Raw genomic sequence first — 17,221 nt, 5'->3', positions numbered from 1 at the left:
CCCCCCCCCCGCCCCCCCCGCCCGCCCCCCCCCCCGCCCCCCCCCCCCCCCCGCCCCCCGCCCCCCCGCCCCCGCCCCGGCCCCCCCCCCCCCCCCCCCCCCGCCCGCGCCCCCCCCCCCCCCCCCCCCCCCCCCCCACCCCCGACCCCTTCCCCCAACCCCCCTGCCCCGCCCCCCACCCCACCCCGGGGGGTTGGGGGGGGCCACCCGCTTGGCCGTGGGCCGGGGCCCGCCCCTGGACCCGCCGGGGGGGGGGCCCGGCGGGGCCCGCCGGTCCCTGCCCGCCCGCCCCGTCAGCGGGGCGAAGGCCATCACCGCACACCGCACCGGTCCGGGGACCTCGACGTGGAGGTCGTGCACACCGGAGATCTCGATGCCCGAACGCAGTGTGACGTAGTCGTGGACGCCTCCCGTCGCGGTGACGTCGACCGTGGCGAGGGCCGTGCCGTCCGGTGTCCGCAGGCTGAGCGTTCCGGGGGCCGGCCGCCGCGACGCCGAGCGAGACGGTCGCTGCGCCGTCCCCGAAGTCGCAGCGCCGGTGGACCAGTTCGCCCCCCTCGGCGCCCGACACCTTCAGGACAACGGGCTCGACCCCACCGCATGCGTGCGGCACAACCCGTCCTCGATCCGGGTGAGCTGGGCTGTGATGCTGCGCAGCCACACATCGAGGTCGACGAGCGCGGGCAGCGGCGGCCCGGTCGGCCCCGGGCGCACGGTCCGCGAATCGTCCAGCGACGACCGCTCGCCGATGCAAAGGGCGGCGAGTCGGTCGGTGATGCCCGCCAGCGCCCGGGCACCGGCCCGTGCCCGTTCCGCCGCGTCCGGAGGCAGGGCACTCGCGGGCAGGTCCAAACGAGGCAGCCACTGGGCACCGAGCAGGATCTGGTTGGCGGCGATGAGCACTCCGTGCCAGTCGACGGTGACGGCGGAACTGTTCGTCGGCTCGCTGCGGAACTGGTTGTAGGCGGACTCGGCGAGACGCAGCCGCCGCAGGGCGGGGAGCGTCGGCGGAGGAGGCGTGGAGCCGGGCGGCGCGGCCGTCAGCACCGCGACAGTGCCCGTGACCAGCGGTCCGCACTCGCGCAGCAGGCCCGCCATGGTCCTGCGCACCTCCCGCCGGGCCCCGGCCGGCCAGGCGAGCATCGCGCCCAGCAGACCGATGGCGCTGCCGGTCACCACGTCCACGATCCGCGCCTCGGCAAGCTGCCAGGACGCCGGCGCGATCTGGGCGAAGGCGGTGGCCACCACGAGCGTGAACAGCCCCTGCCCCCACGCGATGCCGAGCAGTGGCCCGAGCGCGAAGGCGATCAGCATGCCCGGTACGAGGATCACGGCGTACGCCTCGGCGTGCTGTCCGAGGCCGACGAGCAGGGCGCCCGCCGCGACGGCGCCCACGAGATTGCCGGCCACCGCCTTGCGGATCGCCGCCCAGGTCTCGCCGACAGTGGTCCTGCTCAGCGTCAGCACCGCCAACAGCACCCAGAAGCCGTGGGTCAGGTCGAGTGATCCGGCGACCAGTCGGGCGGCGCCGAGAGCCAGCGCGATCCGGACGGCGTTCTGGAACTGCACGGAGCGCAGCGTCATGTTGCCGGCCACGCGGCGGAGCCAGAGCCGGACTGCGGGGGCCTCCGTGTACCAGAAGAGCTCTCGCGGCTCGATCGGCCGGGTGCGCCGCCCGTCGAGGCCGACCCGTACGGAGATCTCCAGGATGCGCACCGACTCGGCGACGGCCAGTACCGCCGCCTGCCGACGCAGCATGGGCACGGGCGGCACATCCTCGGCCGGCCCGGTCACCTCCCGCATGCGCATCTGCTGGAAGCCGTCGATCGCCTCGTCCATCCGTTCCGGACCCGGGCGGGCCCGGCCCGCCCGCAAAGCGGCCGCGGTGTCGTCGCACAGGGTCGCCATCTGCGGCAGCAGCGACTCGGTCGCCGTGTCGACTCGGTCGCCGCCTCGTGCGCCGTCGATGTCGCCGTCCCGGCCGAGGCTCCGCAGTTCGCCGGTCTCGGTCAGAAGCGCAAGCTGTTCGAGCAGCCGACGGGCGGCGGAACCCGCCTGGCAGAGGCCGCGGGCCGTACGTCCAGGGCCCGCGGGCCGTTCCGCGGGCGGGATCTTGGACAGCCTCATCCGTGCGCCCGCGGCGCGCAGGGCCTCGGGCGAGAGCCGGGTGCGCCCCGCGATGGTGTCGCCGGCGATCGCCACGGCCTCCGCGAGGCTCGCCCGGTACGGAGGTCCCGCCGACTGCGGCAGTAGGAGCAACTCGCACAGCGCCAGCAACACCACGCCCACGGTGAGCCCGGCCAACCGCAGCCACAGGGTCCGCGGTTCGTATGGCGGGAAGCAGGCCAGGATGTAGAAGAGCTGGAGTCCCGGCGCCGCTCCGGCCGGCCGCGGCCCCGCGACCGCCGCGAAGGCGAGGAGGAAGCCCACCACGAGCATGCCGAGCACCGCCGCCCAGGTCCGCACCGCCAGCACTGTCCCCAGTGCCACCAGTACCAGGCCGACCGGCAGGGCCTTCAGGATCACCGTGGCACGCTGACGCCCGGACCCGGGGATCGAGGACAACAGCCCGAGGGCGACCGGTGCGAACAGCGCGTACAGCGCCGGTAGGGGAGTCTGCAGCCCGTACAGGAGAGGGTAGAAGCCCGCGGACGCGGCGAGGGTCACCCGGAGGGACCGGTGCAGGATTTCCGTGCGCTCCGCCGCGTCCTTCACAGCACCCCTCCACAGCGCGTCGCATTCGAGCCGAGCGGCGGCACCCTGCAAGGGAGCACGAGACGGTGATGTCCGGCCATGACGACCACGGAGGCCACCAGGAACACCGCGACGCCCGGCGGAAGAAGGAACCTCAGCGGCACGTACGAGACCTCACCAGCACGCGCGGTCGCAGCGACCTGCAGGGTGGCGACGCCGGCGAACATGTCCGCCACCGTCGGCGTCCATGGGGAGGCTGTGGCACCAGAAGCCTCGGGGAACCTCGGCACAGGCAGTTTTGAGGTCGACAAGGCGGGACGGCTCGACAGGGCGACCACGATCGCGATGAAGGTCCGCGCCCACGCGGCCGATAAGAACTCAGCGCGCATGAATACGCTCCTGTCGGACCGGTGTCGTCCACGGTCACGACCGCCTCCGGGTCCCTGATCCATTTGGGTTCCCCGTGCCGGGGCACAGGAACGTTGGCCGCGCGAAGCGTATTGATCAGCCACTCGACGGTGTCCCGCTCCTACGATGCGCGCATCAGCCGGCCGCACCGTCGTCGGCCGGAGTCCCGGCGGGCCTGCGATCGGCCGGGCGGCGGCCTTTGGGCTGTTGCGGTTCGGGCAGTACCGGCGCAGTCGGTACGGCTCGCTCCACCGGCTGGTCCGCGAAGACGGTGAATGGTTCGCCGTGGTGCAGGATCTGCAGCGGATTCCCTTTCTCCATGGTGTAGCAGGCCGACTGGCGGCGGATATCGACCCGCAGCCTGCGCCCCTGCACGAGCACCGTGAACCGCAGACCGGTCAGCCGCTCCGGCAGCCGGGGCGCGAACTCGAGCGTGCCGTGGGCGCCGTCCTTGCCCTCGTGCCGGCGCATGCCGCCGAGCCCGATCACCAGCGCCATCCACGTGCCGGCGAGGGAGGCGATGTGCAGCCCATCGCGGGTGTTGTGCTCCAGGTTCTCCAGGTCCATCAGGGCCGCTTCGCCCAGATAGGCGTAAGCGAGCCGCATGTGCCCGGTCTCCGCAGCCATCACGGCCTGGCAGCAGGCCGAAAGCGAGGAGTCCCGCACGGTAAGCGGCTCGTAGTAGGTGAAGTTGCGTGCCTTCTCGTCAGGCGTGAAGGCGTCCCCGCAGGTCACCATGGCGAGCACCAGGTCGGCCTGTTTGACCACCTGCTTGCGGTAGAGGTCGAAGTAGGGGAAGTGGAGCAGCAGCGGGTACTGCTCGGACGAGGTGTTCGCGAAGTCCCAGTGCTGGAGGCCGGTGAAACCGGCCGACTGCTCGTGCACGCCGAGCGCCTCGTTGTACGGCATGGCGATCCGGGCGGCGGCGTCCCGCCAGGCGGCGGTCTCCTCGTCGTCGACGCCAAGTTCCTCGGCCCGGTCGGCGTGGCGTGCGGCCGTGTCCGCGGCGGCCAGCAGGTTCCGCCGCGCCATCAGGTTGGTGTAGACGTTGTCCCGCGCGATGGCGCTGTACTCGTCGGGACCCGTGACCCCGTCGATGTGGAAGACGCCTCCCGGGTCGTGGTGGCCGAGCGAGTGCCAGAGCCGCGCCGTCTCCACCAGCAGTTCCAGTCCGGGTCCTCGTTCGAACGTCTCGTCATCGGTCGCTTCCACGTACCGGGCCACGGCGACGGCGATGTCCGCGTTGACGTGGAAGGCGGCCGTGCCGGCGGGCCAATAGGCCGAGCACTCGGCGCCGTTGATGGTCCGCCACGGGAACGCCGCTCCCGCAAGCCCCAACTGCCGGGCCCGATCCCGCGCCGCAGGCAGGGTGGAGTGCCGCCAGCGCAGCACCGGGGCGACCGTCTGCGGGGCGGTGTAGGTGAGCATGGGCAGCACGAAGGACTCCACGTCCCAGAACGAGTGCCCGTCGTACCCCGTCCCCGTGAGGCCCTTGGCGGGGATCGCGCGCTCCTCGCCGCGGGCCGCCGCCTGAAGTACGTGGAACAGCGCGAAGCGCACGGCCTGCTGGATCTGGGCGTCGCCGTCCACCTCGACGTCCGCGCAGGACCAGAAGTGGTCCAGGAAGGCCCGCTGCTCGGCGAGCAGCCCCTCCCAGCCCGTGCTGCGGGCGGTGGCGACCGCCGCGTCGACCTGATCGTGCACGGCCGGAAGCGAGCGCTGGCCGGACCAGCCGTACCCGACGAACTTGACCAGCCGCAGCCGCTCTCCGGTCCGGAGGGTGCAGGTGACCGTGAGCCTGCTGACGTCCGGCTCGCTCTCGGCGGACCAGGACGTGCCGGCCGGGCCGTCGACCAGGTGGTCCGCGGCGGCGCCCACCCGCAGTCCGCTGCTCCTGGTGCGGTGCACGAGGCGCAGCCGGGTGTCCTCGGCGAAGTCCTCCTCGGCCTCCAGCGGTGAGTCGACGGCCGCGGCGACCCGGGGGTCGCCGGTGTCGTGAGGCATCTGCTCGTTCGCGACAAGCTCTGACTGGACCGCTACCGAGACGGTCCCGTCCAGCGGCTCCACCTCATAGGCGATCGCGGCGATCGCGCGCTGGGTGAAGGACACCAGTCGCTCGGAGGTGATGCGGACGGACCGGCCGGCCGGCGAGGTCCATTCCGCGGTGCGCCGCAGGACGCCGGAGCGGAAGTCCAGTACCCGCTCGTGGGCGGTGAGGTCGCCATAACGCAGGTCGCAGGGATGGTCGTCCACCAGCAGCCTGACGATCTTCCCGTCCGTGACGTTGATCATGGTCTGGCCGGACTCCGGATAGCCGTACCCGGCTTCGGCGTACGGGAGGGGGTGGAGTTCGTGGACCCCGTTGAGATAGGCGCCGGGCAGTCCGTGGGGCTCGCCCTCGTCGAGGTTGCCGCGCCAGCCGATGTGGCCGTTGGCGAGGGCGAAGAGGGACTCGCTCTGGGAAAGGACGTCGAGGTCGAGCCCGGTCTCGCGCAGGCGCCACGGCTCGACCGTATAACCGGAGTGGCTGATCATCGTGACTCCATGAGTTCGGCGAGGTCGTCCACCACGACGTCCGCCCCGTGCCGCCGCAGCTCGGCGGCCTGACCGGTGCGGTCGACGCCCACGACGAGGCCGAACCGCCCGGCCCGGCCTGCCTCCACACCGGCGAGGGCGTCCTCGAACACGGCCGCGTCCCCCGGAGCGACACCGAGGGTGCGGGCGGCGGCCAGATAGGTGTCGGGTGCGGGCTTGCCGCGGAGGCCCTGCTCGTGTGCGACGACTCCGTCGATGCGCTCGTCGAACAGGTCCTCGATACCGGCAGCGGCGAGCATATCCCGGCAATTGGCGCTGGACGAGACGACCGCGGTGCGCATGCCGGCGTTGCGGACGGCATGCACATAGGCCACGGATCCCTCGTACGCATCCACGCCGTCCTCGCGGATTCTGCGGAGTACCAGGTCGTTCTTGCGGGTGCCCAGGCCGTTGACCGTCTCCCGGCCCGGCGGGTCGTCGGACGCACCCTCGGGCAGCTCGATACGGCGGGAAGCGAGGAAGGTGCGGACGCCGTCCTCGCGGGGCCGGCCGTCGACGTACTCGTCGTAGTCGCGAACGACGTCGAACGGCACGAAAGCCGTCCCCTCATGGTCGGCCCGCTGCCGCAGGAAGTCGTCGAACATCTCCTTCCAGGCCGCCGCGTGGACCTTCGCGGTGCAGGTGAGGACGCCGTCGAGGTCGAAAAGACAGGTGTGCACGTGATCGGGAAGCCCCAGCATACGGTCGAGGCTAGGAGGCTACGGCGGCCCCTTGGGGCAGCAGCAGAGTGGCGCCGCACCGCGCGTACCACGTACGGATGACGCGCCGGGTGTCATCCGGAGCAGCCCCGCCTCCGCCGGAAGCTCCCCGCACCCGCCGCACCGGTAGCGGGCGATGGGCGGCCGGTGGAGGCGGTCGGGCCGGGGAGGCCTGGGCCGGCGGGTATCACGAGGTGGGAACCCGTCCGCTGCACCAGGTCCACCGCCCCTTTTCCCACGCCGGGGAGAACGTGCCCGCCTCGGCAACTCCCCGCTGTCCAAGGCGTGGCTGCATGCGGGGGACACGGTCGGCTGCACGCCCACGCTCGCGTCGGTCGACGCAGCCCGCCTCAAGGTCGACGGCATCCTCCCGTTGCCCCAGCCGCGTGACCGCTCGGTGTGGTGCTTCTCGCGCAACGACAACGTCCACGACGCCGGCCTGCCCGCCCTGCGCCCGACCCGCGATGCGATGTGCACGCACGGCCTTGACGCACGAACCGTCAGACGGTGTGGCCGAGGTGCCGCAGGTAGGCATGCAGGGCCGCGGAGGCTCTGAGCCGGTGGAGGCTGCGGCGGTGGAGATCCCGTTGCCTGTTCGTCAGTTCGCCGAGCACGCGGTCCGGGCTGCCGGTGGCCCGCAGTTCGCCCAGTACCGCTTTGATGGCGGCCAGCGGGTAGTGCCCTCGGCGCAGCAGCGCGACGACCTGCGCGGCGTGGAGCTCCGAGCGGGAGTAGACGCGGTATCCCGTGCCCGGCTCCCGGTCCGGTCGCAGGAGACCGTGGGCCTCCCAGAGGCGGAGCACGGGCGGACGGACCCCCACGGCGCGTGCGACCTTGCCGATGCGCATGCCGGGGGGCCCGGTGGCTGTGGTGACCGTCGGGTGCGCGAGGACGGCGCCCAGGGCGTCGTGCACCGCCGCCAGTTCGGCGCGTTCCCGGTCCAGTTCGGCATGACTGGCGTCGAGAGCGGCCAGCGCGGTCTCCAGATCTCCGTCGTGGACGGCTCGCATGACGCTGCGGGTGGTCGCCCAGCCGTGACCCGCGGCTGCTTCTCGAGCCGTGGCGAGGGCTTCGGCGTGTGCGGCGGTGAAGACGCGGTAACCACTGGCGGTGCGTTCGACCGGTGGCAGAACTCCCGTCTCCACGTAGTTGCGGACCTGCTGGACCGAGATCCCGGCCGTCCGCGCGAGGTCGGCGGCCCGCAGCCGGTTCCCCACGTCACCACACCCCTCGGCTGTCGCGCGCCCGACGGTTCACCTTGATGCCTCACTCCGGTTTGAGACTTGTCGGGCATATCCAAGAGCCGGCCAGTGCTGATGGGTCTCAAAGTCTCACATCGCACTTGAATGAAACAATTGATACCGCGGGCCCGGCCCGAACAGCGGGCGGGTCCGAACCGTTCAGTGAGGGGAGACAAGAGCGTGAAGTTCGTTCTGGAAGTCGACGTGGACGCCGGGTGGCCCGCGCACGAAACGGCGGGCGAGTTGGGCCGCATCCTCCGTTACTGGGGCGGGAACCTGAACCACTACGCGCTGAAGCCGGGCGACGGGTCGGCCGTCTACGACTCGCAGCACCAGGAGGTCGGCCGGTGGCGGATCGTGGAGGCCGACGGATCCTGATCGGACAGCGCGAGCACCGCACCACATCACAGCGGTAGTCGAGGGCCGGCATCGACGAGGACCGCGGATGTCACGCGGTGCTCTTCGATGCCGGCCCTTGGACACCGACCGCCGGCGGGCCCGGTCAGCTCATTCGCCGTCGGTCCTCGTCGGTCCACTTGCGGGTGTCGCGGGGCTTGACATAGGGCTCGGCGTCCTTCGGGTGGCCACCGACAAGCGCGCGTTCCCGGGCGAGTTCCGCGTCGAACTCGAGCCCCAGGAGGATGGCCAGGTTGGTGATCCACAGCCAGACGAGGAAGATGATGATGCCGGCGAGGGTGCCGTACGTCTTGTTGTAGGAGCCGAAGTTCGCCACGTAGAAGGCGAAGCCGGCCGACGCGACGAGCCAGATCACCACTGCGATGAAGCTGCCGGGGCTGATCCATCTGAAGCCCCGGACCTTGGCGTTGGGTGTGGCCCAGTACAGCAGCGCGACCATCAAGGTGACCAGCACGACGAGCAGCGGCCACTTGGCGTAGGTCCAGACCGTCATGGCGGTGTCCCCGACGCCGAGCGCCGTACCGAGCCGCTGAGCGATGTCTCCGGAGAGTACGACGATGAGGGCGCTCGCACAGGCCATGATCGTCAGGGCGAGAGTCACACCGACGCGGACCGGCAGTACCTTCCATGCGGGCCGGCCTTCGGGTACGTCGTAGACGGCGTTCGAGGAGCGGATGAACGCGGCCACATAGCCGGACGCGGACCACAGGGCGGCGAGCAGGCCCACGATCGCCAGGATCGAGCCGGTGCTGGAGCTGCCCTGAAGCTGGGTGACGGCGTCGGTGAGGATGTCGCGGGCCGGGCCCGGGGCGAGTTGCTGGATGTTGTCGAGCACCTTCTGCGTCGTGCTCTCGCCCATGATGCCGAGCACGGAGACGAGCACCAGCAGGGCCGGGAACAGCGCCAGAATGCCGTAGTAGGTCAGAGCGGCGGCACGGTCGGTCAGTTCGTCGTCCTTGAACTCCTTGAACGTGCCCCGCAGCACCTGTCCGAACGATCTCTTGGGCATGTCGGTCGGCTTGTCCGGAGCGTTGCGCTCCACACTCCGGTCGGGGCCGGGCTCCTGATCCGTGCCGGCAGCGGGCTGCGGTCCCGTGTCGGTGGCACGGTCGGCCTCGTGACGAGAGGCTTCTTCGTGACGATGCCGCAGATTCGCAAAACGGGTCATATGGCCCGTGTATCCGCATTCGCGGAAGACAATCAGCCGAATGCCCTCACCGTCGAAAGCCTTCGCGTCGGTGCCTCCTTCGGCAGGCTCGGCCCTCGGCGGGCGCGCATTCCGTTCCGGGTCCGTCCGTTGACCCGTACAGGCGGCACGGCCGACCCGGCGACGCGCCTTCGTGGACACGGGCTGGGCTCACACGGAGAGCTCACGGGCGGAACTCACCGGTCCGGGCCTCCGTAGGCCCGGACCGGTGAGCGGAAGGGAAGCGGGAGCGATGTCGGCCACGGCGTGTCAGCCGGGCCAGGTACCGGTGAGCCGTTTCGTGGCGACCGCACCGCTTCGGTCGACGGCAGCCTTGACGACAGAGAAGATCGCGCCCTGGAGGGTCGCGGCGAGCAGCACCTCCCGCCAGCCGCGGCCCTCGTCGGTCGCGTCCGGCGCGTCCTCGTCGTGGCCCAGCTTCTTCCACACCTGGCCGAACACCGCCCCCGCCACGGCGCCGCTCGTGGCGCCGATCGCCAGACCCACGGGCTTGTAGAAGACCTTCGATGCCTTCACCGGTGCCTCCGGTGCTTGACCAGCATCAGGAGGACGACGGCCACGGCGAACCCCGCTCCCGCTCCGGCGAGCAGCTTTGTGTTGTTGCCGTGTTCTGCGTGTGCCGCGTGTGCGGCGTGGTGCTCGTGGCGGGGGTGAGGGGTCTTCTCGCGGATGGTGTCGCCCACTGCGGCCGCGGTGGCGGCCACCTGCTCCTTGGCGCGGGTGGCCTTGAGGCCCACCTGGTCCTTCATGCCCGCGGCGGTCTCCTTGGCCCGGCTCTTGACGTCGGCCTTGGCCGCGAGCGCCTCCACCGTCTCGCCGAGTTCGTCGCGGGTGTGCTGGATCTGCGTGCGCAGCTCATCGGCCGAGAGGGCGCTCGGATCCCTGCTGCTGCCTCGCGGGGAAGTGTTCATCGGTGTGCCCTTTCCTTGATCTCACGGACATCGCGCTGCACGCTGCTGATCGTTTCCTCGGGCTTGGGCGGTCCGGCCCGCCGAATGCTCTTCTTTCCGGCCGCGCCGAGGATCGCTGCGATCACGAACAGCACTCCGGTGACGATCAGTGCCGCCGCCCACCACGGCAGGACCAGTGCGAGGGCGATGATCGCGGTGGCGACCAGCGCCTGCAGGGCAAGGACCGTGACCAGGCCGGCGCCCCCGAACAGCCCGCCGCCCATGCTGAACCGTTTGCCCTTCTCGCTCATCTCGGCCCGGGCCAGCCGCATCTCTTCCCGCACCAGCTGGGAGATCTGCTGCGAGGCACGGCTGACGAGCTCACCGACCGGCTCGTCCGTGGCCGTGCGATGGAAATTGCTCATCGGGTCCACCTCCTGTCGGGTCCACGCGGTCCGGTTACCCGAGAAGGCGCCGAACACACAACGGCCGGGTCCCGTGCCCGCCGAAGGCCTTCGCGGCGACGGCTCCGTGGGCCTGCCGCCGTGGCGGACGGGGGCAGCCGGAAGGCGGAGGCGCAGAGGCGTCGGGCCGTCGCGCCGCAGCGGGGCGTCACCGACTGCGACGGTCCGGCACGGCCCGTTCCGGACGGTGGGTCAGTGAACGGCCACCAGCCGCCCGAGGGCGATCACGTTCCCCTGGTGGCCCCGCCCGGATGTTCTGCGGATCTCGGGACGCGCACCTCCCCGGGAAGCCCTGTGGCCCTGCCACTGCAGGGGTCGATGGGTCGGATCCGGCCCGCCGGACGAGTGCCGAGCGGGGCGCCGGAGGCGGCGACGGGGGCGCCGCGCCGTCTACTCGCTGTCGGCCGGCTCCGGCACGTCGCGGGTGCCCAGCCGAAGGTGCTCGATGTGATAGACGGCCTCGTCGAGCAGTTGGGCGACGTGGTTGTCGTAGAGGCTGTACTCGATGCGCCGGCCCTGACGGGTGCCGGAGACGAGGCTGAGCGCCCGCAGCAGTCGCAGTTGGTGGGAGACGGCGGACTGCTCCATCTCGACCGCCTCCGCGAGCTCGGTCACTCCGCACGGGCCTTGGCGCAGCCGCGTGAGGATCATGAGGCGGGAAGGCGTCGCGAGCGCCTGAAGGGTGGCGGCGATGGTCGCCGCGGAGTCCGCGTCCAGATGTGCGGCCGGGGTGGTCCCGCCGCTGACTCCGTGTCCCATGGGGCACATCGTAGCCGCGCAGCAGAAGCAACAAATGAAGACCTCTTCATGTATTCCGCTATGGTGGTCGGGTTCCGCCCACACCCCGTGCCCCGGAACCCGAAGAAGAGGTGTGCTCCCGATGGTTCCTCCGACGCCGCCGACGTCCCCGACCGCCACGCCGGTGCGCGACGCCACCACAGCGCGGCCCGCAGCAACACCCCGGGCGGCACCGGGCAGGCGGCGCACCTGGCTGTTCGCGCTGCCCGAGGTCCGCTGGGCGGCACTGTCCGCCGTCGCGTTCCTGTGCGCCCTGCCGCTCGACCTCGGCGGCGCCCCGGCCTGGGCATGGGGTCCGCTCTACGCCCTCTGCTACGCGGCCGGCGGCTGGGAGCCCGGCCTGGAAGGGGTGCGGGCCCTGCGCGACAAGACCCTCGACGTGGACCTCCTCATGGTGGTGGCGGCCGCCGGGGCCGCGGCCATCGGGCAGTTTCTCGACGGCGGGCTGCTGATCGTCATCTTCGCTGTGTCGGGCGCGCTGGAGGCTCTCGCGACCCGCCGCACCGCCGACTCGGTCAGCGGCCTGCTCGACCTCGCACCGGCGCAGGCCCTGCGCCTGACGGGCGGCACGGAGGAGACCGTCCCCGTGTCCGACCTGCGGGTGGGGGACACCGTTCTGGTGCGGCCCGGAGAGCGCTTGCCCGCCGACGGGACCGTGCTCGAGGGCGCCAGTGAGGTCGACCAGGCGACCATCACCGGCGAGCCGCTCCCTGTCGACCGCTTCGCCGGCCACACCGTCTTCGCCGGCACCCTCAACGGCACCGGCTCGCTCCGCGTCCGCGTCGACGCGGACGCCGCCGGGTCCGTGATCGCCCGGATCGTCGCGATGGTCGAGGAGGCCAGTGCCACCAAGGCGCCCACCCAGCTGTTCATCGAGAAGATCGAACAGCGGTATTCCACAGGGGTCGTGGTCGCCACCCTCGCGCTGCTGGCCGTGCCCCTCGCATTCGGCGCCGACTTCACCAGCACTCTGCTGCGGGCCATGACGTTCATGATCGTCGCTTCGCCGTGCGCCGTCGTGCTGGCGACCATGCCGCCGCTGCTGTCCGCGATCGCCAACGCCGGACGTCACGGAGTCCTCGTCAAATCCGCTGTGGCCATGGAGTCGTTGGCGTCCGTCACACGCGTCGCGCTCGACAAGACCGGCACGCTCACCGAAGGGGCGCCGCGCGTCGCGGAGGTACGTCTGCTGCCCGCCGGTGGCCTCGACGAGGACACGGCGCTGACGCTCGCCGCGGCGGCCGAACACCACAGCGAGCACCCGCTGGGCCGTGCCGTGGTCACGGCGGCACGCGAACGGTGCCTGCGGCTGCCGGAGGCGCGGCAGTTCGAGTCGGCTCCTGGGCGAGGCGTCTCCGCGCAGGTCTGCGGACGCACGGTACGCGTCGGCAGCCCCGCAGCTCTGCTCGCCGGAAAGAGCGCGGAGGCGACGGCGATGGAGGCCGACGGCCGGACGGCCGTCGTGGTGGAGGTGGACGGCGAACCGGTCGCGGTGCTGGCCGTCGAGGACCGGCTCAGGCCCGGTGCCCCGGAGGCGGTTGCCGCCCTCGCCCGTCTTACCGGCGCGGGGCCGACACTGCTCACGGGCGACAACCCGCGTGCGGCGGCCCGCGTGGCGGACGAGGTCGGCATCGCTGACGTGCGGGCCGCGTTGCTGCCGCAGGACAAGGTCGCGGCGGTGCAGGAGTGGGAGCGGGCGGGCGACAGGGTGCTCGTCGTGGGCGACGGCGTCAACGACGCGCCCGCGCTGGCCGCCGCGACCGCAGGCGTGGCCATGGGCCGGGCGGGCTCCGACCTGGCGCTGGAGAGCGCGGACGCCGTGGTGGTGCGCGACGAGGCGGCCGCGGTCCCCGCCGTCGTGGCGCTGTCGCGGCGTGCCCGCCGGCTGGTCGTGCAGAACCTGGTGATCGCGTCCGTGTGCATCGGCGTGCTGGTGGTCTGGGACCTGGCTTGGCACCTGCCGTTGCCGCTCGGAGTCGCGGGCCACGAGGGCTCCACCGTGCTGGTGGGCCTCAACGGCCTGCGGCTCCTGCGCGAGTCGGCGTGGCGCCGGGCCGCGCAGGCCTGACCGCGGCGGGCGGGCTGGTCAGCGCTCTCCCCGTCGGCCTGGGCCGACGGGGAGAGCAGGACGGCAGTCTGCCCGGCGGCGGGGGTGCCTGACCTCAACTCGGCGGCGGGGTGCCTGGGTGAGCGCTCTCCCACCCGCCTTCTCGGCTCCGGCGGCCCACCGCGCGGCGGTTGGCATGACGGTGGGCCGCGTTCGGCTCACCCCAGCGGCCAAGGGCGCGTGGTGAGCGCTCTCCCACCTGCCGTGCCCGCCCGCCCCGCGGCTGCTTCGGCGCCTCGCCCGGAGTGGAGGCGTTCCTCCGGTCCGGCTGCCTTGTGCAGCACGCATCAGTCGGTGCCGGAGAACCGGCGCCGGGCGACACCGACGAGGACCGAGGTCCAGGGGCCCGGTCAGCGGCAGCGGCAGCGGGGCGAGTTCGCCCGACTCGTCACGGGCGCCTCCGGCCCCGCTCCCGGGCCGCTGTCAGTGAGGCAGGCCGGTCAGGGCCAGGAACTCGCTGCGGGATCGCGCGTCGCTGCGCAGCAGACCGAGGAGAGTGGAGGTCATCGTCGTCGCCCCGGTGGCCTGGACGCCACGCAGCGTCATGCAGGTGTGTTCGGCCTGGATGACGACGCCGACGCCTTTCGGCTCCAGGTGGGTCTGGAGCCAGTCGGCCACCTGCTTGGTGAGCCGCTCCTGCACCTGAGGCCGGCAGGCGAAATGCTCGAGGACCCGCGCGAGTTTGGACAGGCCCAGGATCCGCTGCCCGGGCAGGTAGCCGATGTGGGCCGTACCGACGAACGGCAGAAGATGATGCTCGCAGACGCTCCGGAGCGGGATGCTCCGGGCGAGGACCAATTCGTCGTAGTCCTCGTCGTTGGGGAACGTGGTCAGGTCGAACGGGCGAGGGCTGAACAGTTCGGCGTAGGCGCGCGCCATGCGGCCCGGCGTGCCCCGCAGACTCTCCGAACCGGTGTCGATACCCAGCGCCTGAAGGAACTGCCCCGCTGCGAGTTCGGCGGCTGTCAGGTCCACCCCCTCCGCGTCGTGGACCACGCGTAGCGCGGCGGGCGCCGAAACCGGGTCGGGGGAGGGAGACGGGTCGGGGGCTATGTGCAAGGGGGAGTGAAGGTCCTGGGTCATGTCACTCACCCGACCCGAGAGCACTGCCCGCCCACGTACTGACCGGCCGCATGACCTCGGGCGGCGCGGCCGGTGGCCGGTCCGAGGGCGCGAGGCCGGCGCTGACCGGCTCTTTCACCTGCTTGTGCAGTTCTGTGGGCATGGCGGGCTCCTCTCAGTGTTTCACCAATCAGTATTGGACTTATTGAGGAAGTCGGTCAAGGTATGCACGAAAAACCAAAGATTCCTTGGTTCCGCCAGCGCTGATTGGAGTTATCGTGAAGGTATGACCTCAGGACTGACTCCGGCTTCGCCCCCTCCCCGCGCCGCGGCGGGCGTGGAGGCGGTCTCGGTGCTCGCGGACGAGGTGCGCCGCACCCTGTACGACTTCACCCGGCGCGCACACCGGCCCGTGACCCGGGAGGAGGCGGCCGCGGATGCCGGCATCTCCGTCAAGCTGGCCGCCTTCCACCTGGACAAACTCGTCGTGGCCGGGCTGCTGCACTCTCGCTACGACAGTCCGGGAGGCGTCCGAAGGGTCGGCCGCAAGCCCAAGGTGTACGAGCCGGCCGAGACCGACATCCGCATCAGCATCCCTGAGCGCCGCCCCGACGTCCTCGCGGAGATCCTCCTCGACGCGGTCCTCGAACAGGAACAGGGCGAAGGCGCGCAGGCCGCCGCGCTGCGCACGGCCCGTCGGCGGGGTGAAGAGCTCGGAGCCGCGACACGCTCCAACACCCGTCCCGGACGCCTCGGCCCTGAGCGGTCCATCACGCTGACGGCCTCCGTGCTGGAGGAGTTCGGCTTCGAACCCGCCCGTCGGGCCCCTGGCGAGCTGCGGCTGCTCAACTGCCCGTTCCATCCCCTCGTTGCCCGCTCGCCCCAGTTGGTCTGCGGCATCAACCAGGCCTTCCTCGGCGGTTTCCTCGAGGGATTGCAGGCCGGTGGGACGGACGCGGTCCTCGCCCCCCACCCGGGACGGTGCTGCGTGGAGCTGCGGGCCGCGGGCGACGGCCCGGGAGCGCCCGGTTCCGCCGACGGCACCTGCCCGAAGGAGACGGGCGCTCAGCAGCCCGCCCCGGATGAGGGCACCACGCCGTAACGACATCCCACGACGCAAGGGAGAACACCATGAGTGGCAACCCCGACCGGCAGGCCGCGCACACCGCTGACTGATGCCGCCGGCCGCCGGTGAGCGGTCCAGCGTTCACAGCCTCCGTCGATCGACCTGTCGGAGACACACCGGGGAACAGATCAACCGTCGACAGCGCCCGGCTGTCGACGACGATGGCCTGGCCACCTGCGACGCAGCAGGGACGGAACGCCGTCCGCCTGAGGGCCGGCCGACGCAGCAGAGGAGAGAACATGGCCGCGAGCACAGCATTCGTGATCGTCGGAGCCGGCCTGGCCGGTGCCAAGGCGGCACAAACCCTCCGGGAAGAGGGGTTCGAGGGCCCCGTCGTGCTGCTCGGAGAGGAAAGCGAGCATCCATACGAACGCCCGCCGCTGTCGAAGGGCTATCTGCTGGGCAAGGACGAGCGTGACACCGTCTACGTCCACCCTCCCCGCTGGTACGCCGAGCACGACGTCGACCTGCGCCTGGGCGTGGCCGTCACCGCGATCGAACCGGCCGGACACGAGGTGACGCTCGCTGACGGCAGCCGCGTCGGCTACGAGAAGCTGCTCCTGACCACCGGCTCCTCGCCGCGTCGCCTGACCGTGCCCGGAGCCGATCTCGACGGGGTCCACTACCTGCGCCGCCTCGCCGACAGCGACCGTATGAAGGAAGCCTTCGCGTCCGCATCCCGCATCGTGGTGATCGGCGCCGGCTGGATCGGCCTGGAGACCACGGCTGCCGCCCGCGCGGCCGGTGCGGAGGTCACCGTGCTGGAGACGGCGGAGCTGCCCCTGTTGCGTGTGCTGGGCCGCGAGGTGGCCCAGGTCTTCGCCGAATTGCACACCGACCACGGGGTCGACCTTCGCTTCGGTGCGCAGGTCGCCGAGATCACGGGGAACGGCGGCCGGGTGAACGGTCTGGTGCTGGCCGACGGCAGCCGTATCGACGCCGACGCGGTCATCGTCGGCGTAGGCATCACCCCCGACGTCCGGCTTGCCGACGCTGCCGGCCTGGAGGTCGACAACGGCGTCCTCGTCGACGCCCAACTGCGTACATCTCACCCGGACATTCACGCCGCCGGCGACGTCGCCAACGCCTTTCACCCATTGCTCGGGAAGCACATCCGTGTCGAACACTGGGCAAACGCCGTCAACCAGCCGCAAGCCGCGGCCAAGGCGATGCTCGGCCAGGACGTGTCCTACGACCGCGTTCCGTACTTCTTCACCGACCAGTACGACCTGGGCATGGAGTACACCGGCTACGTCGAACCCGGCGGCTACGACAAGGTCGTCTTCCGTGGGCGCAGGGACACCCGCGAGTTCATCGCCTTCTGGCTCGCCGAGGGGCGGGTGCTGGCCGGCATGAACGTCAACGTCTGGGACGTCACCGACCCGATCCGCGCCCTCGTGACCTCCCGGCGACCGGTCGACGCGGCGAGGCTCGCCGACCCCGACGTTTCCCTGGGCGACCTTCTCGACCACCCGGCCACGGCCGGGTGAGCTTCCCGGGGAAGGCGGTTCGAA

The 17,221-nt window shown here is 71.7% G+C and carries 16 protein-coding genes; 4 read left to right on the top strand and 12 right to left on the bottom strand.

Translation table 11 applies throughout. The annotated features are described in order from the left end of the window. Positions 1-573: 573 nt before the first annotated feature. The 5 genes from MDN94_RS34915 to MDN94_RS34895 all read right to left on the bottom strand — a co-directional run bounded on the left by MDN94_RS34915 (position 574) and on the right by MDN94_RS34895 (position 7,612). A complete protein-coding gene (locus tag MDN94_RS34915) occupies positions 574-2,715 on the bottom strand; it encodes an FUSC family protein (RefSeq protein ID WP_482729819.1) in 2,142 nt (713 codons plus the stop codon). Next, on the bottom strand, positions 2,712-3,083 hold the full coding sequence (locus MDN94_RS34910; RefSeq protein WP_482729818.1) for a hypothetical protein: 372 nt from the start codon (positions 3,081-3,083) through the stop codon (positions 2,712-2,714). The genes MDN94_RS34915 and MDN94_RS34910 overlap by 4 nt, the downstream gene beginning before the upstream one ends. A gap of 154 nt (positions 3,084-3,237) precedes the next feature. Further along, positions 3,238-5,637, bottom strand: coding sequence for a glycoside hydrolase family 65 protein (locus tag MDN94_RS34905; protein WP_482729817.1), 2,400 nt, complete (start codon positions 5,635-5,637; stop codon positions 3,238-3,240). Beyond that, on the bottom strand, positions 5,634-6,377 hold the full coding sequence (locus MDN94_RS34900) for an HAD family hydrolase (RefSeq protein ID WP_482729816.1): 744 nt from the start codon (positions 6,375-6,377) through the stop codon (positions 5,634-5,636). Before MDN94_RS34900 ends, MDN94_RS34905 begins: the two co-directional genes overlap by 4 nt. 518 nt (positions 6,378-6,895) lie before the next feature. Next, the gene (locus tag MDN94_RS34895; protein ID WP_482729815.1) at positions 6,896-7,612 is read right to left on the bottom strand and encodes a MerR family transcriptional regulator; all 717 of its coding nucleotides are present in this window, start codon (positions 7,610-7,612) and stop codon (positions 6,896-6,898) included. A 204-nt stretch (positions 7,613-7,816) separates the two neighbouring features. Here MDN94_RS34895 and MDN94_RS34890 point away from each other — a divergent pair, with 204 nt between their 5' ends. Further along, entirely contained in the window at positions 7,817-8,014 is a 198-nt protein-coding gene (locus tag MDN94_RS34890; RefSeq protein WP_482729814.1) for a hypothetical protein, read from the top strand. A 124-nt stretch (positions 8,015-8,138) separates the two neighbouring features. Here MDN94_RS34890 and MDN94_RS34885 read toward each other — a convergent pair whose 3' ends face one another. The 5 genes from MDN94_RS34885 to MDN94_RS34865 all read right to left on the bottom strand — a co-directional run bounded on the left by MDN94_RS34885 (position 8,139) and on the right by MDN94_RS34865 (position 11,373). Beyond that, positions 8,139-9,221: a YihY/virulence factor BrkB family protein gene (locus tag MDN94_RS34885; RefSeq protein ID WP_482729813.1), complete on the bottom strand. Its 1,083-nt coding sequence runs from the start codon at positions 9,219-9,221 to the stop codon at positions 8,139-8,141. 288 nt (positions 9,222-9,509) lie between these two features. Continuing rightward, positions 9,510-9,776 (bottom strand): DUF4235 domain-containing protein, encoded by a 267-nt coding sequence (locus MDN94_RS34880; RefSeq protein ID WP_482729812.1) that lies wholly within the window; start codon positions 9,774-9,776, stop codon positions 9,510-9,512. Beyond that, positions 9,773-10,171 carry a DUF3618 domain-containing protein gene (locus tag MDN94_RS34875; protein ID WP_482729811.1) on the bottom strand — a complete coding sequence of 133 codons (399 nt, stop codon included), beginning with the start codon at positions 10,169-10,171 and terminating at the stop codon, positions 9,773-9,775. Before MDN94_RS34875 ends, MDN94_RS34880 begins: the two co-directional genes overlap by 4 nt. Beyond that, entirely contained in the window at positions 10,168-10,575 is a 408-nt protein-coding gene (locus MDN94_RS34870) for a phage holin family protein (RefSeq protein ID WP_482729810.1), read from the bottom strand. The genes MDN94_RS34875 and MDN94_RS34870 overlap by 4 nt, the downstream gene beginning before the upstream one ends. Positions 10,576-11,004: 429 nt before the next feature. Continuing rightward, positions 11,005-11,373 carry an ArsR/SmtB family transcription factor gene (locus MDN94_RS34865; protein ID WP_159694553.1) on the bottom strand — a complete coding sequence of 123 codons (369 nt, stop codon included), beginning with the start codon at positions 11,371-11,373 and terminating at the stop codon, positions 11,005-11,007. 121 nt (positions 11,374-11,494) lie between these two features. Between MDN94_RS34865 and MDN94_RS34860 the strand changes: the two genes are divergently transcribed. Continuing rightward, positions 11,495-13,480 (top strand): heavy metal translocating P-type ATPase, encoded by a 1,986-nt coding sequence (locus MDN94_RS34860; RefSeq protein WP_482729809.1) that lies wholly within the window; start codon positions 11,495-11,497, stop codon positions 13,478-13,480. A gap of 462 nt (positions 13,481-13,942) precedes the next feature. Here the strand turns inward: MDN94_RS34860 and folE are convergent, their stop codons facing one another. Together folE and MDN94_RS34850 are read right to left on the bottom strand one after the other, a co-directional pair. Then, complete coding sequence (folE, locus tag MDN94_RS34855; protein WP_482729808.1) at positions 13,943-14,602, bottom strand: GTP cyclohydrolase I FolE; 660 nt, start codon at positions 14,600-14,602, stop codon at positions 13,943-13,945. A 1-nt stretch (position 14,603) separates the two neighbouring features. Continuing rightward, positions 14,604-14,744, bottom strand: a complete 141-nt coding sequence (locus MDN94_RS34850; protein WP_482729807.1) for a hypothetical protein — start codon at positions 14,742-14,744, stop codon at positions 14,604-14,606. 123 nt (positions 14,745-14,867) lie between these two features. On the opposite strand from MDN94_RS34850, the gene MDN94_RS34845 reads away from it, so the two are divergent. Both MDN94_RS34845 and MDN94_RS34840 read left to right on the top strand, forming a co-directional pair. Beyond that, positions 14,868-15,683: a helix-turn-helix transcriptional regulator gene (locus tag MDN94_RS34845; RefSeq protein ID WP_482729806.1), complete on the top strand. Its 816-nt coding sequence runs from the start codon at positions 14,868-14,870 to the stop codon at positions 15,681-15,683. Positions 15,684-15,946: 263 nt separating this feature from the next. Further along, positions 15,947-17,197 (top strand): NAD(P)/FAD-dependent oxidoreductase, encoded by a 1,251-nt coding sequence (locus MDN94_RS34840; RefSeq protein ID WP_482729805.1) that lies wholly within the window; start codon positions 15,947-15,949, stop codon positions 17,195-17,197. The last annotated feature ends 24 nt before the right edge of the window (positions 17,198-17,221 follow it).

Source organism: Streptomyces sp. WAC00040 (assembly GCF_056835925.1).
This window is presented reverse-complemented; position numbering and strand designations above follow the sequence as displayed.

Excerpts from the sequence above, each read along its gene's own strand:
- MDN94_RS34865 (WP_159694553.1), bottom strand. The coding sequence starts at position 11,373 with ATGGGACACGGAGTCAGCGGCGGGACCACCCCGGCCGCACATCTGGAC.
- MDN94_RS34910 (WP_482729818.1), bottom strand. The coding sequence starts at position 3,083 with ATGCGCGCTGAGTTCTTATCGGCCGCGTGGGCGCGGACCTTCATCGCG.
- MDN94_RS34885 (WP_482729813.1), bottom strand. The coding sequence starts at position 9,221 with ATGACCCGTTTTGCGAATCTGCGGCATCGTCACGAAGAAGCCTCTCGT.
- MDN94_RS34850 (WP_482729807.1), bottom strand. The coding sequence starts at position 14,744 with ATGCCCACAGAACTGCACAAGCAGGTGAAAGAGCCGGTCAGCGCCGGC.
- MDN94_RS34900 (WP_482729816.1), bottom strand. The coding sequence starts at position 6,377 with ATGCTGGGGCTTCCCGATCACGTGCACACCTGTCTTTTCGACCTCGAC.
- MDN94_RS34905 (WP_482729817.1), bottom strand. The coding sequence starts at position 5,637 with ATGATCAGCCACTCCGGTTATACGGTCGAGCCGTGGCGCCTGCGCGAG.
- MDN94_RS34875 (WP_482729811.1), bottom strand. The coding sequence starts at position 10,171 with ATGAACACTTCCCCGCGAGGCAGCAGCAGGGATCCGAGCGCCCTCTCG.
- MDN94_RS34840 (WP_482729805.1), top strand. The coding sequence starts at position 15,947 with ATGGCCGCGAGCACAGCATTCGTGATCGTCGGAGCCGGCCTGGCCGGT.
- MDN94_RS34845 (WP_482729806.1), top strand. The coding sequence starts at position 14,868 with ATGACCTCAGGACTGACTCCGGCTTCGCCCCCTCCCCGCGCCGCGGCG.
- MDN94_RS34860 (WP_482729809.1), top strand. The coding sequence starts at position 11,495 with ATGGTTCCTCCGACGCCGCCGACGTCCCCGACCGCCACGCCGGTGCGC.
- folE (WP_482729808.1), bottom strand. The coding sequence starts at position 14,602 with ATGACCCAGGACCTTCACTCCCCCTTGCACATAGCCCCCGACCCGTCT.
- MDN94_RS34870 (WP_482729810.1), bottom strand. The coding sequence starts at position 10,575 with ATGAGCAATTTCCATCGCACGGCCACGGACGAGCCGGTCGGTGAGCTC.